The sequence below is a fragment of the Bdellovibrio sp. HAGR004 genome (genome assembly GCF_055397015.1).
Genome location: NZ_AP029176.1, coordinates 3,507,132 through 3,522,807 on the forward strand (window position 1 = coordinate 3,507,132; position 15,676 = coordinate 3,522,807).

Annotated in this window: 15 protein-coding genes; 7 read left to right on the forward strand and 8 right to left on the reverse strand. The window is 50.1% G+C overall.

Annotated features, from left to right (window positions below; translation table 11 throughout):
- The first annotated feature begins 9 nt into the window (after positions 1-9).
- Positions 10-897 carry a hypothetical protein gene (locus tag ACZ5ZV_RS17375; RefSeq protein ID WP_464118464.1) on the forward strand — a complete coding sequence of 296 codons (888 nt, stop codon included), beginning with the start codon at positions 10-12 and terminating at the stop codon, positions 895-897.
- Here the strand turns inward: ACZ5ZV_RS17375 and ACZ5ZV_RS17380 are convergent.
- Positions 886-2,157, reverse strand: coding sequence for an amidohydrolase (locus tag ACZ5ZV_RS17380; protein ID WP_464118466.1), 1,272 nt, complete (start codon positions 2,155-2,157; stop codon positions 886-888). The two genes, ACZ5ZV_RS17375 and ACZ5ZV_RS17380, sit on opposite strands and share 12 nt — an antisense overlap.
- 53 nt (positions 2,158-2,210) lie before the next feature.
- Positions 2,211-4,385 (reverse strand): hypothetical protein, encoded by a 2,175-nt coding sequence (locus ACZ5ZV_RS17385; protein ID WP_464118467.1) that lies wholly within the window; start codon positions 4,383-4,385, stop codon positions 2,211-2,213.
- Positions 4,386-4,604: 219 nt separating this feature from the next.
- Between ACZ5ZV_RS17385 and ACZ5ZV_RS17390 the strand changes: the two genes are divergently transcribed.
- The 3 genes from ACZ5ZV_RS17390 (at position 4,605) to ACZ5ZV_RS17400 (ending at position 8,199) form a co-directional block, all read left to right on the forward strand.
- Complete coding sequence (locus ACZ5ZV_RS17390; protein WP_464118468.1) at positions 4,605-5,711, forward strand: response regulator; 1,107 nt, start codon at positions 4,605-4,607, stop codon at positions 5,709-5,711.
- 74 nt (positions 5,712-5,785) lie between these two features.
- A complete protein-coding gene (locus ACZ5ZV_RS17395) occupies positions 5,786-7,093 on the forward strand; it encodes a type II and III secretion system protein family protein (protein WP_464118470.1) in 1,308 nt (435 codons plus the stop codon).
- On the forward strand, positions 7,090-8,199 hold the full coding sequence (locus ACZ5ZV_RS17400) for a CpaF family protein (RefSeq protein ID WP_464118471.1): 1,110 nt from the start codon (positions 7,090-7,092) through the stop codon (positions 8,197-8,199). The genes ACZ5ZV_RS17395 and ACZ5ZV_RS17400 overlap by 4 nt, the downstream gene beginning before the upstream one ends.
- Positions 8,200-8,244: 45 nt before the next feature.
- Here ACZ5ZV_RS17400 and ACZ5ZV_RS17405 read toward each other — a convergent pair whose 3' ends face one another.
- Together ACZ5ZV_RS17405 and ACZ5ZV_RS17410 are read right to left on the reverse strand one after the other, a co-directional pair.
- Entirely contained in the window at positions 8,245-8,670 is a 426-nt protein-coding gene (locus ACZ5ZV_RS17405; protein WP_464118472.1) for a hypothetical protein, read from the reverse strand.
- Between the two features lie 107 nt (positions 8,671-8,777).
- Positions 8,778-9,548, reverse strand: coding sequence for a DUF1266 domain-containing protein (locus ACZ5ZV_RS17410; protein WP_464118473.1), 771 nt, complete (start codon positions 9,546-9,548; stop codon positions 8,778-8,780).
- Positions 9,549-9,634: 86 nt separating this feature from the next.
- Here ACZ5ZV_RS17410 and ACZ5ZV_RS17415 point away from each other — a divergent pair, with 86 nt between their 5' ends.
- Entirely contained in the window at positions 9,635-10,294 is a 660-nt protein-coding gene (locus ACZ5ZV_RS17415) for a hypothetical protein (RefSeq protein WP_464118474.1), read from the forward strand.
- 35 nt (positions 10,295-10,329) lie between these two features.
- Here the strand turns inward: ACZ5ZV_RS17415 and aspS are convergent, their stop codons facing one another.
- The gene (gene aspS / locus ACZ5ZV_RS17420; RefSeq protein ID WP_464118475.1) at positions 10,330-12,144 is read right to left on the reverse strand and encodes an aspartate--tRNA ligase; all 1,815 of its coding nucleotides are present in this window, start codon (positions 12,142-12,144) and stop codon (positions 10,330-10,332) included.
- A 312-nt stretch (positions 12,145-12,456) separates the two neighbouring features.
- Here aspS and ACZ5ZV_RS17425 point away from each other — a divergent pair, with 312 nt between their 5' ends.
- Together ACZ5ZV_RS17425 and ACZ5ZV_RS17430 are read left to right on the forward strand one after the other, a co-directional pair.
- Positions 12,457-12,762 carry a polyhydroxyalkanoic acid system family protein gene (locus ACZ5ZV_RS17425; protein ID WP_464118476.1) on the forward strand — a complete coding sequence of 102 codons (306 nt, stop codon included), beginning with the start codon at positions 12,457-12,459 and terminating at the stop codon, positions 12,760-12,762.
- A gap of 9 nt (positions 12,763-12,771) precedes the next feature.
- The gene (locus tag ACZ5ZV_RS17430; protein WP_464118477.1) at positions 12,772-13,887 is read left to right on the forward strand and encodes a sigma-70 family RNA polymerase sigma factor; all 1,116 of its coding nucleotides are present in this window, start codon (positions 12,772-12,774) and stop codon (positions 13,885-13,887) included.
- On the opposite strand, the gene ACZ5ZV_RS17435 is transcribed toward ACZ5ZV_RS17430, so the two are convergent.
- The 3 genes from ACZ5ZV_RS17435 to ACZ5ZV_RS17445 form a co-directional block, all read right to left on the reverse strand.
- A complete protein-coding gene (locus ACZ5ZV_RS17435) occupies positions 13,884-14,309 on the reverse strand; it encodes a hypothetical protein (protein ID WP_464118478.1) in 426 nt (141 codons plus the stop codon). The genes ACZ5ZV_RS17430 and ACZ5ZV_RS17435 overlap by 4 nt on opposite strands.
- Before the next feature lie 168 nt (positions 14,310-14,477).
- Entirely contained in the window at positions 14,478-14,753 is a 276-nt protein-coding gene (locus tag ACZ5ZV_RS17440; RefSeq protein WP_464118479.1) for a hypothetical protein, read from the reverse strand.
- Between the two features lie 110 nt (positions 14,754-14,863).
- Complete coding sequence (locus ACZ5ZV_RS17445) at positions 14,864-15,649, reverse strand: FliA/WhiG family RNA polymerase sigma factor (protein WP_011165664.1); 786 nt, start codon at positions 15,647-15,649, stop codon at positions 14,864-14,866.
- Positions 15,650-15,676 lie beyond the last annotated feature (27 nt).

The following is a 15,676-nucleotide window of genomic DNA, read 5'->3' on the forward strand; positions in this document are numbered from 1 at the left end:
GAAGTTCCCATGAAAAAACTTATGGTTGTGCTGACGATGTTCTGGCCTTTGCTGGGCCAGTCTCAAATTCTTGTACAAGGACCGGGAACTTCCCCGAAAGAGTTTGAAAACTATCTGAGCCTGAATCCCCGGGTTCAGTCATTTCAAAATTTCACTATCGTGGAAATGCAGAATCAACCAGCGCAAGAGCAAAAGCTTTTTGTTCTTGCCGATCTGCCCCCCTCCGATATTCAAGCCGGTCTTGAAACCGTTGAGCAAATCAATCGAAAGACCGCTCTTTCAAGCCTAAGTCTGCAATTTTTAAAAGACCTGCTGGGACGCTGGCTTGCGGTCACGCCTCAAAGCAAATTCACCAAAAATTCGGTCACTCAGCTTTCCTGCAAAGTGAACTTTCTGCTTGGGGAAAATGCTGCGTCTTCTGAATGTCCCTTAGAACAGATGGACCTGAAAGAGCTGCGCATCAGAAATTCTTGGGCGAACACCCTGATGGTGGAAAGTGTTGTTTACCCGCTGGAGGACAACCGTCGGCTTTTGCTGATCTCTTCAGCGCGCTATCACTTCACTCTGCTGTCCAATACGCACAAGCCTGTCAGTTTTTATGGAACTTATGCAGAGCTTAGAGCTCAACATCTGACAAGCACTGGTTTGGTCTCTGGAACCTGCGAAAGCTTTCAGGCTGATATTGAAAACATGACTGTTTTAAACCAAGGATCTGTTTTTTGGGGTCCCCAGTGCCTGCGTCGCCTGCAAGAAGGACAAGACAGCGACTTATCAGAGCGAAGTTGGATTCAGCGTAATAAAGCCTGGCTTTACCCCACGGCAGCTTTACTGATCGGCGGTGGGATCTATGCTATGAAAGACAAAAAACTGGTGATTGATACGTCGTCATTCAAGTGACAAGGGCTTTCCATTGAAGTTGATTTCTTTGACGACGCCATCCTCAATGACCGTGTAAGAATCCGCAAAAGTTTTATCGGGATGCGCGTGCACAACAGTCAAATCACCTGTGAACTTACGGATCCTTTCTTTCGGGCTTTCATCCAGTGCGATCTTATTGCGCCAGAAAGAAGACGGCTCCACAGGACTGTCACAGCCAAAGGAAATTGGAATCTGCGCCGCGCGCAGCGCTTCCCACGGGAAGGCATAGGGATAGAGGTCTTTGAGTTTGTCCAACAACCACACCCGGTCACTCAGCCAGTGACAAGGCTGCATATGACAACGCACATGCAAAGGCTTCATCATCTGAATTGTTTCCGGACGCAAAACTTGCGCGTGTTCCAGATTCAAACGCCCCAATGCCCCCTGCGCCGAAATTTTGCGCGCCGTCTGCACGATGTGGTGAGACGCCTCATCCCCGATCGCATGAACGGAAAACTCCAATCCCGCTGCCCAGGTTTGTTTCATGATATTTTCAATGTCCGCCAAATCCCACAGCACACGCCCCTGATTGCCACCACGAATACCGTTGTAAGGTTTGGATAACAACGCCGTTTCTGAACCCAAAGAGCCGTCATAGAAAACCTTGATGCCTTTGGCCCGCAGTAAGGGACGCTCGTTCTGACGGGCGTACTTTGCCAGTTTCAGCATGGTTTCAAAATCATTCATGTCGTGAGAGGTGAAGTTTTCCTCGATCGCCAGAGTCAGATCACCCGCGTCGGCCACTTCACACAGCATGCTCCACAGGGATTCCGTGCAGCTCATATCGCGCACGTGCGTGAATCCGGCTTTGTTGAAAGTGCGGCAGGCTTGCAGGATGTGAGAGCGCTCCTGTTCCTTGGTAAAACCAGGAAGCTGGTCCCAGGCGCGCAAATGATCTTTTTCTGTCAGAATTCCATTTTCAGACTGAAGATTCATTTCTTGCAAAGCTTTGGTATTCAACCAGCAACTGTGGCCATCCAGGCGCGCAAAGAAAACAGGAATGTCAGGGAAAACTTCGTCTAAAAGATTTTTGTGTGGCTGTTCAGAAGCTGGCCACTTGCGCTCATCCCAGCCAAAGCCCAAAAGCCAATGACGGCGATAGTAACCCGGATTGGTTCGCACAATATTCTGCAAATCCTGCTTGGAGTTGACATCCTCCAAACGCAGGCCCGAGGCGAATTCGCCGGTGGCCAGAAAGTGAGTGTGACTATCATAAAGACGCGGGATTCTGAAAAGCATAAGGCCCTCTGTTTTAGCAGAGGGCCTTCGTTTATTTAACTGTTTTGTTGAAATTATCGTGCAGAAGGAATTGGCGCAGTGCCTGTCCCCGTTCCATTTCCAACCGGAACTGGGATGGGGCTTGTTCCTGTGCCGCCACCGATTGGTGTTGGCACAACTCCACCACCTACACCGATACCACCACCGATTCCGATAGAGCCGCCAACGCCGCCCACACCGTACTGAACCTGCTGGATTCTATACAACAGACCATAAAGTTCCTGCTGCAAGCTTGCCACAACCTGCTGTCTTTGCATTTGTTGTTGCATATAAGACTGCTGCTGCTGGATATACTGTTGGTATTGCTGCATCTGCATTTGCATCATCTGTTGTTGCATTTGCAACATACCCAGGCTGCCTGCCATGCCGCCAGCCATACCGCCGGCCATACCACCCATCATCGCGCCAGGATAAGCGCCCATCATGCCACCAGCAAGACCGCCCATTCCGACCATCGCGCCAGGGTAAGCACCCATCATACCGGCCATACCACCAGCCATGGCGCCCGGGAAGGCTCCCATCATACCACCGCCGATGCCGCCAACCATGCCGCCAGGGAAAGCTCCGCCCATACCGGCCATGCCGCCCATCATCGCGCCAGGGTAACCACCCATCATGCCCATACCACCTGGGTATGCGCCCATGAGACCGCCACCGATGCCACCAACCATGCCGCCAGGGAAAGCTCCGCCCATACCGGCCATGCCGCCCATCATCGCGCCAGGGTAACCACCCATCATTGCACCAGGATAAGCGCCGATAATTCCGCTAGCCAAGGCACCCATGCCCATCATTCCACCTGGGTAAGCGCCCATCATACCGGCCATACCACCCATCATAGAACCTGGGTAAGCTCCCATCATGCCGCCCATACCAGCCATGCCGCCCATCATAGCGCCAGGATATGCGCCCATGAGACCGCCACCGAAACCACCGATCATCGCGCCAGGGTAAGCACCCATCATGCCACCCATACCGCCCATAGGTCCGCCCATGCCCCAAGGACCGGCCATACCCCAAGGACCCATACCCGGCATGAAGATACCGCCGCCCATGCCGCCCATTCCTAGGCCTGCCATTGCATACGGGTTCCCCCACATACCGCCAGCGTTCATACCACCATAAGGACCCATCATACCGTAAGGTCCACCGTTGTTACCGGCACAACCGAAGGCCCCCGCACCGATACCACCGCCGATAGAGCCGTAGATACCGCTACCACCACCGATCATCTGACCGATACCAGTTCCGATCGCTCCCAACCCATAACCATAACCCATGGATGCCCAAGGGTCTGTCGGCCAACCGATGTTGGAGTTTGCGTCAGCAACCATTTGATTTGTTTTGTAACCAAGGAAGATCGAACCAAGACCCAACGCCACGTTACCAACCACAGAGCCCCAGTTTGTTTCTGGTTTCTGATACTGATAGCCGGAACCTTGTGCGATACAGTCGATACAAACGCCACCTTCCAACTGCTCACGACGTCTTTCACGTTGTTCGTCAGCATAGTCTTCTTTGGCAATTTTGATATCTTCTTTTCTGTTTTCGATAAGGGCTTTCAAAGCATCGATTTCACGAGTGACTTTGTTGCGTTCCGCATAGCTCTTTCTCATGTCCGTCAGACCTTTTTTACAATCTGCGGTTGTAAAGCGGCCTTTTTCACCCTGACGATATTTTGGATTCTCACAGACAGCGCCGGAAACGGAACCATTTTTGTTTGCATCGCACAGACGCGCCCATTCCTGGATCTGGAAGCCGTACACTTCACGTGTGGCTGGTGCCTGGATGGAAGCATCACCTTCCTGACCTTGAGCGATGAACTCATCACCCGCCCCCAGGCCTTTATACTCTTTACAGTTCACGTTGTTGGAGATGTGCTCGAACATGAATTCTGTGTAGTCACCGGAAACCACACCATTCACAGCGTCGCTAGAGCGCTTCAAAGCTCTGTCGATCTTCTTCAGTTCGGACTGCTTGGAGCGAAGCTGCTTTTGAGCTTCACTGATTTCAGCCTGTGCTTCTTTGATTTCATCAAGATAGCTGGAGGAACCGGCACCGGCGGAATAGTTATAAGGACATGCTTGCATGCCTCCGTACATCCCCGTACCCCACATTTGAGCTTGAGCACCACCTGCAATACTCATCACCAGTGTGACGGGAGCTGCAATGCGCATCCAAAACTTCATACACGATCTCCTGAAAAGGATAAAAATACTTCTATCGTCTCTATTATCGTCAGGAGTCGACTTGAACTTGACTCATTCTTGAGCAAAAGTATTGAAACATTGTGAAACTAGACTGATGGCCAGCATAGTTTTCTGCAATTTTTCCGCATCGTCATCCATGACAACAAACCCGCACAAAATACTTTGCACAGATCTTTCCACAATCCTACACTAGCTTCTATGACTAAGCACACAATTCTTTGTGTAGATGATGAAATAGATAACGTAGATGCGCTTGAGAGGCTCTTTCGGAAGAAGTACACCGTACTAAAGGCCACCTCAGGAAAAGAAGCCTTGGCTGTTCTCGACGAACATCGAGGTCCTGTTGCACTCATCATCACGGATCAAAGAATGCCGGAGATGACCGGGGTGGAATTTTTAGAGAAAACTCTGGAGTCTCATCCTGAGACAGTGCGAATTCTGCTGACTGGATACACAGATCTTGAGTCAGTGATTATGGCTGTGAACAAAGGTCAGATCTTCCGCTACCTGACAAAACCCTGGGATCCGACCGATCTTTCCAACACCGTAGAGCATGCGATTGAACGCTTTGCTCTTGGACAGGAACTCAAACAAAAAAATCAGGAGCTGGCACGCGCCCTGGAAGAATTAAAAAGTCTGGATGTTGCAAAATCCAACTTTATGATTCTGATCAATCACGAACTGAAAACTCCACTGACTTCCATCCTGAGCTTTTCGTCTTTGCTGGCTGAATCCAAACTCAATGACGAAGACAAACTGATGGTGAATCGAATCATGAAAAGCGCCGACCGGCTGAAAACACTCGTGGATGATGTTTTGCTGGTGGTTCGTGCGGAAACCAATCAGCTTAAAATCGACATGCAGCAGGTGGCGTTTACTCAGTTTGATGAGGCGCTTTCAAAAGAAGTCGTGGACCTGATCGCAAAGAAGCAGCAAAAACTTGTCAGCAAGCTTGAGCCCCTGGCCGTTCACGCAGACGTTCGCCTTATCAAGCAGGTCATGTTGCGCCTGATTCACAATGCGGCGAAATTTGGAAATGACGGCAGCGAGATTCATGTGGAAAGCCTGAAAAGCGGCTCTAATCTGCGTTTTGTTGTTTCCAATATGGGTCCCCAGCTTCCCTCTTCCGTTTCCGACAAGATCATGAAGCCGTTCTATATTGACGAGGATGTCATGCATCACTCCACCGGCACCGGGCTAGGTCTGACCATTTGTCAGTCGATCTTAAAATCTCACAGCTCAACCCTTCAGTTTAAAAACACCGCGCAAGGAGTGATGGTGTTCTTCGAATTGCCTCTGGTTTGATTGTCCGGATGTCGTCCGTCTTCTCAAAAGCTTAGGCCCTGATCGTAGCACGGGGGTTGCTTCACAGCCCCGTGATGAAAACACTTCTTATCACTTTGACATTCTTTTACGTTTCTTTTGCTTCGGCCCAGATAGAGCTGACTCTGGGGCTGGGGGAACAGATCACCTTGTCCGTAAGATCCCAGGATCGAATCTGGATTCAGGACAGAAACATCCTGACTGCCGAAGGCCAGGGACGCAACTTGCAAATTCGCGGACGCCAGGAAGGGCAAACCACAATCAAGATAGGCACGGAACTTTATTCCGTTCAGGTTCTGCACCCCTCTAAAAAATCCTCGTTCAGCGCTTTGCAGTCCCAACTGAAGAATCACCTGGGCCTGAAAGCGGCCCTCAGTGAAGGAGACCTGCTGATTCAGGGCAATCTGTACCGCTTGCAGGACTGGGTGCAGCTGGCGGACTTTATGAAAAACAAAAATCTTTCTTACCAAATGCGGGCCCAGATGACCGGCGCACGCCAACAAGAGGCGCAAGCCTATTTCGAACAGCTCTTTCAAAAAGCCAAACTGCCCCCGCAAACTTTGATCTTTGAGCCCTCGCTGGAGGTACGCATCAGCTCCAGCGATCTGGCCTTTAAGAAATACGTAAAGTTGCTGACGCCCTATGGAGTTCAGGTCCTGCGCGATGAAAACAGTTTGGATGTTGCTCCCACCATCAAAGTGCAAATCACAGTGGCTGAGATCAGAAAAAATCTTGCCCTGAAGTATGGACTGCAATGGCCCGAGGCTTATTCCGCCCGCCTTCTGCCAGCCGGAGGTTTTTCGCAGGACGAGCTGCCATTTAATCTGCGCGCCATGGAACAAAAGGGTTTGGGGAAGATTTTAGCCAGTCCGAATATTCTATGCCGCAGTGGAAAAGAAGCCGAATTCCTGGCCGGCGGCGAGTTCCCCATCAAAATCATGAACTATAAAATTCAGGATATCGTCTGGAAGCGCTACGGAATTCTGCTGCGGGTGAAGCCCAAGGCCGATGCTGCCGGACGCATGAGTCTGTCGATTGAAACCGAGGTTTCCACCATGGACAAAGCCACTGCGGTGGGTGACATTCCGGGCATTTTGACCAACCGGGTTTCAAGCCACTTTGACCTGACACGTCCCCAGACGATTGCTCTTTCAGGCTTAATCAAAAACGAAGACGCCAAAGGCCATGAAGGTCTGCCCTTTCTGTCGCGTTTGCCGATTCTGGGCGCGCTTTTTTCCAGCAATGATTTTTTGGAAAATCGCACCGAGCTGGTCATTTTTGTTCGCCCCTCCATCGTTCATGAAGGGGAAGAACAAGAGGAGTCCCCCCAGCACCTGAAAACCTATCGCGGAGGCATTCAATGATTCAGGAGGCCCAAAGAATTTATGAACGCATTCACGAGGACATTCAGCGCCTCCCCTTGAATGAGTTTCTGCTGAGTAGTGATGATGAAAATCTGCTGCGCTCCCAAAGAGTGGAAAACCTTCTGGCGACGCACACGCAGACTGCCTCAGAAAAAGTCAAAGCCCGTGTCTTGAGCGAATTTCATTCGTGGGGGCCTTTGGAGGACTTGTTAGAGGATGAAAGTATCACTGAAATCCTGGTGAACGGTCCCATGGCAATTTGGTTTGAACGCCAAGGACAACTGCATCACCATCAGGATATTTTTTTCTCGGATCTCAGTTACCGCAATTTCCTGGATCGGATCAGTCATGCGGCCAAGGCTCACATCACCACCGAGTTTCCCTGCGCCGATGGGCGCTTTGCTGACTTCCGCCTCAGTCTCGTGGGGGCAGAGCTCACCCAAAGCTATCCACATCTGACTTTAAGACGCCATCCGAAGAACCCTTGGACCTTCCCCCGCCTAGCGGAACACCAATGGTGCTCGAATGAACAGGTCCATGCTTTGGCCCGTCTAATTGCGGAACGAAAGAACTTTCTGGTTGTCGGTCCCACCGGCTCTGGAAAGACCTCGGTCTTAAATTCGTTTCTGAATCTGATGCCTGCCAACGAGCGTCTTGTCGTTATCGAAGACACCTCTGAAATATCGCTGCCGAACAACGCCAGCCTGAAACTCTTAACACGCGAGGATCCGCAAGGTGTGCTTCCGTCCGTCGAACAAGGGCAACTGGTGCGTCGATCTCTGCGCTTACGCCCGGATCGTCTGGTCATGGGGGAAGTTCGTGGGCCCGAGGCCAAAGATTTTCTGATGGCACTGGCCACCGGGCACAGCGGAAGTTTCGGAACCTTGCACGCGCAAGATGCGGCGCAGGCCCTGATCCGTCTGGAAATGCTGATTCAAATGGGGGCTCCGCAATGGAGTCTGACCGCCATTCGAAGACTGATTCAGATGTCTTTGGATTACGTGATCGTGGCCGAGCGCACACCAACGGGCCAGCGCAGACTCAAAGGTGTTTATCGCCTTTGTTCATTGGAAGAAAATGGATTTCTTCTGGAAAAGGAAATCTGAAACTAAAAACCCGGAAAGCGAGGGGCGCCTTCCGGGTTTCTATTTTTAAGCAACTTTAGTGGTGTCTTTCTGTGGCGTCAAAGGAGCGGCTTCCGCCCTGAGATCCTTTTCCACATAGAACAGCCCTTCATTTTCGCTGGCTTTGGTGAAGGCTTCTTCAGACTTGGTCTGATCCCCTTCCCGAGCCACGGATTTCGGATTATTGAAGAACTTCTGATTCAGGTCCTCGATCACCTTGAGCTTTTTAACTTCAGCTGGATTTTTATAAACGGGAGAGGCTTCCAGCTCCGGAAGTTGACCGGTCGCCCGCATCTCTTCCATTTGTTTGCTTAAGGTGATGCGATCTCCCAGCGAGTTCTTTCCCATCGGTCGCCCCAAGGCCAAAGCGCCGGGACGCGCAGGCTGGGATGCCGAAGTGTCAATCGCTCTGGTCCGCGCCGAAGCCGGCAGGATTCCGCTGATTTTTTCCATATCACACCTCCGTGTGTGCGTGTTTGAAGGCCATCCTGGTCTTCACTTCACAGGAAACGTATCGGAATCGAACGTTTAAACTTGAGACGAAAAAAGGATTTCTGGACCTAAGTCCACGAAATAAACTGCCACGGACTTGCCGGATGGCCCAGAAGCTTCTCGCAGATATTCTTCACCCGGGGGTCATCCGCCCCCGACCAGAAGGTGCGACCAATCAGAAAGCTCTGGGAAAAATCCATCCAGTTTTCAAACTTCCCTTCCACGATCGGTGCCAGCTTCAAGATTTCAGACCATGCCTGAATATCAGACAGATAACCTGCGACAAAACTGAGACGAACCAGATGGATATAGCGGGAGACATCCCAGGCCAGAATACCCGGCTCTTTAAGATATTTGTTAGTCCGTTGCACCCACAGGGCCAGCTTGCTGTAGTCGGCCTCTGTCATCTGCAGATCCTGCCCGTCTTCCAAATCGAAATTGAAAATCTGACGGAATTTTTCCATAGAGACCGCATCTATGCTGCCATCCACAGGCAGAGCTGATCTTAGGACATTGAACTTTGTGCGATGTCCTTGGGTGCGGATATTTTCCAAAGTTTTTTGGCAGCTCTCACGATCCACAACGCTCCAAAACTCTTCAAGGATCCCGATGCAGTCAGCCTTGATCTCCGGACCGTAGTTCATATCCAAACGAAAGAAGTACTCGCCGATCTCATCCAACACCTGTTCTTTGGTTTCCGGGGACAACTCCTGGTCTTCACCAAGGTCATGTCCCAAAACTTGAAACAGCTCATCAAGAACTTGATTTTCTTCAATAAAAGGAGCACCCAGTGACATCAGCTTTCGTTCAAGATCTGTCTCTGGCAATATACGCTGCATACACTCCTCCTTATTTTCAGAAGCCCGACGACACTCCTTCATTCAATTACGTTTTCAATGCCTTTTCAATGTGTTAGTTTCTTCGCATGCTAAAGAAACTACTGATGGCTGCTGTGGCCCTTTTCTTTATTCTTGCTGGCGGACTGATGCTCTTAATGGGTTACGTCTTTAATAACCCGGGCACAGTATTCAATGCTTTCAACTCGGTTGCTGACCGCTTCTTGCAAGGTGAAGCACATGAAGAAAATGAGGAGTTTTTTCTGCAGGGCATGGAAGAACTTCAGCTCTCTTCACGCCGTGTTGAGATGGAAGTGCGCTTTCACAAAGGCAGCACTTTGAAAGTTCGTCTTTCAGGCAAAGTTCCCCGTTTTGAAGAGGGAAAATTCATCTTACAAACCACTGAGAAGAACCGTCTGCAAGTCACCTTCCTGGAGCCCTTGGCAAGTCACTGGATTCAAATGAACGTCAATGGTCAGGAACTGAGCAAGACGACAGATTCTCAACTTAAAGCCGAAATCTATCTGCCAGAATCCTACAAAAACCATATTAACATTGAAACCCAGGAAGGCGCCGTCACCTTGCATCTTCCGAAGGATGCTTTATATGAATTGGACCTGCAGTCTGTGCAAGGGGTCATTTCAAACCGCATGGAAACATCCCCTTCCCTGCAGGTACAGCCGCAGAACGTCGGCCACATTCAAGTTCGTACCGTGGAAGGCGCGATCACAGTTGAACCTCAGGAATAAAAAAACCCGCCTTATCATCGGCGGGTTTTCTTTCACTACACTTTTTTAGATTCTTCCAAATGCTTTTCAGCCATTGGACTTAAGCGAATTCCCACTTCAGCCAGCTGCTCGCGGCTGACATCGCTTGGACATTCAGACATAAGATCTGTTGCTTTGGCCGTTTTCGGGAAAGCGATCACTTCACGGATCGCATCCGTTTCACAAAGCAACATCACCAGACGATCCATTCCCCAGGCAATACCACCGTGAGGAGGCGTTCCGTACTTCAAAGCCTCCAGGAAATATCCAAACTTGTGCTGAGTTTCCTGCTCGCTCATGCCCAACAAACGGAACATGCCCTGCTGAATCTCATTACGATAGATACGGATACTGCCCCCGCCCATCTCATAACCGTTACAAACAAGGTCGTAAGCTTTGGCCAGCATTTTGCCGTAAGCCGCTTCGTTGTTGTTGATCAGGTCCTGAGCAAACTCATCCTTCGGAGACGTAAACGGATGGTGACGAGCCACCCAACGTTTTTCATCCGGAGAGTATTCAAGCAGCGGGAAGTCCACAACCCACAGGAACTTGTACTGGCTGTTGTCGATAAGACCCAGTTCTCGGCCCAAATGCAGACGCAAAGTGGACAATGCCGCACAAGCGGTGTCGAAATCGTCTGCGACGATCAAAGCACAGTCACCTGGCTCCCCACCACAAGTCTTGAACATTTCAGCCAGCTTTTCAGGGCTGAAGAACTTGGAAACAGAAGAAGACAACGTGCCATCGGCTTCGGACTTGATCCACACAAGACCTTTGGCGCCCGCGCGTTTCGCCATATCCGTCAATTTATCCAACTGACCGCGAGAATAACTGCCGCCTTTCGGAGCCGCGATACCACGAACAATCCCACCGCGCGCCAGAACATCGTCAAAGACCTTGAATCCAGAACCCGTTACGACGGATTTTAGATCCTTGATCTCAATACCAAAGCGTGTGTCCGGTTTGTCGATGCCATATCTGTCCATCGCTTCCTGATAGGTCATGCGAGGAATTGCACCCACGTCGATGCCTTTGATCTCTTTCCAGATCATGCGCAGCATCTTTTCATTCATCTCCATAATGTCTTCCTGATCGATGTAGGACATCTCCATATCGATCTGGGAGAATTCCGGCTGACGGTCCGCGCGCAAATCTTCGTCACGGAAGCAGCGGGCGATCTGGAAGTATCTGTCGTATCCAGAGATCATCAAAAGCTGCTTCAAAGTCTGCGGAGACTGAGGCAGCGCATAGAAATGCCCCGGATTCACACGAGACGGAACAAGATAGTCACGCGCCCCTTCCGGAGTGGACTTGTAAAGAATCGGAGTTTCCACTTCCAGGAAGCCATTGTCAGAAAGGAAACGACGAACCAACTGTGCCACCTTGTGACGAGTGATCAGATGCCCTGCCAAACGTGGAGAGCGCAAATCAAGATAACGATATTTCAAACGCAACATCTCGTTGACGTTGGTGTCGCTGACCTGGAATGGAGGCACAGCGGATTCATTGAGAATCTCGCAGCGAACCGCTTCGACTTCCACTTCGCCTGTTTTGATCTTGGCATTCTTCATGCCGTCCGGGCGAGCACGAACCACACCTTCAACGGCCAGGACAAATTCGCCGCGAAGATTCTTTGCAGAAGATGTTTCAGGTTTGTTTGGGTCCAGAACCACTTGCACAATGCCTTCACGGTCACGCAAGTCGATGAAAACCAGACTTCCGTGGTCGCGTCGAACATCCACCCAACCCATCAATACAACTTTTTGACCTGCCTGAGAAAGGCTCAGACTTCCGCAATAATGTGTTCTTTTTAGCTCTTTAACAAACTTCATATATCTACCTTGTTCGTGGGCCCAGATTTACATATTGTGCCATCCCAGTCAAAAACCATATTCTTATAACCTCCATAACAAAACCTTCAGAGAGCCCCCTCGACCCCAGGCATTCTGCTTCATTTGCAATAAATTTCCCCTTATAATTTCAGAATTGAAACATCCCCGCCTCTGTTTCGGCTGCTCAAAACGATGCAGCCGCAAGGCGGAGGGGTCCCATCGAAGCGCAGGCGTGCTCTAAGCACGTCGGAGTGAAGAAGGTCCCCCGACAACGCCGTCGGATGCGTCGTTTTCAACAGCCGAGGAGAATGCATGCCCAAATTTACTATTGACCACCAAAGCGCCCATTCCGCAGAAGAAGCTTACAAAAAGATTAAAGAATTCCTTTCGAACGATCAGGACATTCGACGCTTTGACCCAAAAATTCAGTGCTCCTTCGATGATGGAAGCAAATGCGCCAACCTTAAAGGATCCCAATTTAAAGCGGATATGACCGTGGCCACATCTGGCGCAGGGAGCAAAGTCTCTGTCACAGTGGATCTGCCATTGATGCTGACTCCCTTCAAAGGTAAAGTCACCGAGACCTTGCAAAGGAAACTGGCTAAATACCTTGGCTAAACATTCATAATGGCGAAAACGAAGGCAAAATCCACCTCTTCCGGTAAAACCGCATCGGTTAAAAAAGCAGCTCCTAAAAAAGCTGCTGCAAAAACACCTGCGCGCAAATCCGTCAAGACCACAGTGGAATCCAAACCTGTCGTTGCGGAGTTGGTTGAAGACGTTCAAACCGACGACATTCGCCCTACGGTGGAAGCTGAAAAAGCCTACGCCGTCCCTGCCCCCGAGGAAGAGCTTCCCGAGATCGAAGAAGACAGCAAAGCCCTTGCTCTGGCGGATTCTTCCAAGGCCCTGACCTCGGCGGATCCGTTGGTCATGTATCTGAATGAAATACGCCGCTATAAAGTCCTGACCCGTGAAGAGGAAATGGCTTTGGCTAAGAAGTATTTTGAAAGCAAGGATCCCGAAGCCGCCCAGGCACTAGTCAAAGCCAATCTGCGTTTTGTCGTAAAAATTGCGGCTGAATACTCCAAATTTGGCTCCAAAATGATCGATCTTATTCAGGAAGGCAATGTCGGCCTGATGCATGCGGTTCGTGAATTCAATCCTTACAAGGGCGCTCGTTTGATAACATACGCCGTCTGGTGGATTCGCGGTTATATCCAGGAATTCCTGATGCGCCAGTACTCGATGGTGCGCATTGGAACGACTCAGAACCAACGCAAGCTTTTCTATCAGTTGCAAAAAGAAAAAGACGCACTGGATGCCATGGGTATTGAGCCCAACACAGCCCTGATCAGCAGTCGTCTTGGCATTCCGGAAGACGAGGTCCGCGACATGACCATGAGAATGTCCGGCCGCGATGTCAGTCTGGACCGCCCGGTTGACGAGGACTCCGGCACAAGCCTGGGGGACTTGCAGCGCCATCAGTCCGATCAACCCCTGGATGAAGCGCTGGCGCACAATGAACAACTGGAAATCCTGAAACAAAAGATCGAAGAGATCCGCCCGGAGCTTTCTGACCGGGAAAAGATCATCCTGGATGAGCGTATTTTGAATGACGATCCCCTGACTCTGCAGGAGATCGGTGAAAAATATGGAATCACCCGCGAGGCCGTCCGTCAGATGGAGGCCCGCCTAATGAAAAAGATCAAAGCCAAAATGGAAGAGAACTCCGAAGGCTAACGAAGCACTCCGCGACCACGCAAATGCAGGACAATGTCTTCCTGTGGAGTCAGTTCCAATTCCAAATCACCACGATGCAAACCTAAGTAGCGCGGCTCAAAAAAGACCCGAATGCGGCATTGTTGCCCCCGAAAAAGAAGGCGAGGGCAATTGTCGCGAAAACTGAAGGCGTCGCTTCCGTTCAAATCGAGGTCATTGATATAAATGGGAATGCTGGTGTTGTTGCGTAGATAGAAGTTCGCGCGTACTTCACGAAAAAGACGAACTCTTCCAAAGTTAAAATAGTAGTCCCTATCCTGAGCTTGGACTCCGTCACCAAAGACAATCTCATGGTTGTGTTCGTAAACGCTTTCGGACCCCTCTTGTGCCTGAACGGGAGAAGCGAGGAGAAGACCTAAGAAAAGAAATGGCAGAATTTTCATAAGTACCTCCTGGTTACCCTCATTCTGAAGGGTCCCTTGGACGACCGCAAAACCATTTTCCAGCATGAAGAAAATTTCATATCATGGCTTGGAGACAATTCGCCCCTTCGCCCGGGGTGATGGGCCCCTGCTGCCGCACAGTGCTTCAGAAAATAAAAAAGGATCTCTTCAGCTGGAAGAGATCCTTTCGGAATCCAGAAGTCCATCGCCATACTTAGCGACTTGGGTTTCTTCTTTCACTTCTATCTGTCTGTGGTCTTTGAGGCTCCTTTGAACTCCGCTCAGAGGAAGAGGAGCGCTCAGATCTTTCATGTCTGCTGCTTTCTTCTCTTTGAGTTCTTTCTCGGGATGAATCTGGCTGCTGTGGCCGGTTCGTTCTTTCTGTGCCCATAGAGTTCCTCCTTGGCTTTGATATAAGCTTGCTTGCTTATATTCTCTTCCCAAAGCAAAGACCCTGCCATGAGTTGTTTAACACAGGCTTCAGAAACGAAAAAAGCCTCCCGAAAAAATATCTTGGGAGGCTTTTGCTTAAAATCAAATTATTTCAAAGGATGTTACGCGATTTCCAGTTCACCGGCACCGATAGTGGCCGCCAGCTTCGCACGCAATCGGGCGACAGCCTGTGCATGCAACTGAGACACGCGGGACTCTGTCACACGCAAGACTTGGCCGATTTCCTTCAGATTCAAATCCTCGTAATAATACAAAGATAGAACCAGACGTTGTCTTTCAGGCAGCTCTTCGATCGCCTGAGCCACAACTTCTTTGATGTTCTTCACATTCAACTGATTGAAAGGACTGTTCGTGCGGGAACCTTCCAGAATATCCATGATGGACTTTTTATCGGTATTACTAAAGCTCGTCGCCTGATCAATAGGCAACAAGCTGACCGGGCGAACCTGATTCACCAGATCGTGGAATTCGTCAATGCTGACATTCAACGCCTTAGCCACTTCTTCATCTGAAGGTGTGCGCCCCAGATCCGCTTCCAACTGAACCATGGTTTTATCCAAAAGTTTGGCTTTGTCACGAATCGAACGAGGCACCCAGTCCTGAGCGCGCAATTCATCCAGAATCGCTCCACGAATACGGAATTCAGCATAGGTTTTAAACTTATTGTCACGGGTGGAGTCATATTTTTCGATGGCATCCATCAAACCGATCACACCCGCAGAGATCAAATCATCCAGTTCGATGTTAGAGGGAAGTCTGACGGCAATCTTTTGAGCGATGAATTTAATCAACGGCGCATATTCACGTATAAGGTCATCTTTCTGAGTGGGAGCGAGCTTACGTGGCTCTTCCTTATATTTCTTCAACAATGCCGCATTTTTCCCCATATTTTTCCCTCTTGAAATCTATGTTAT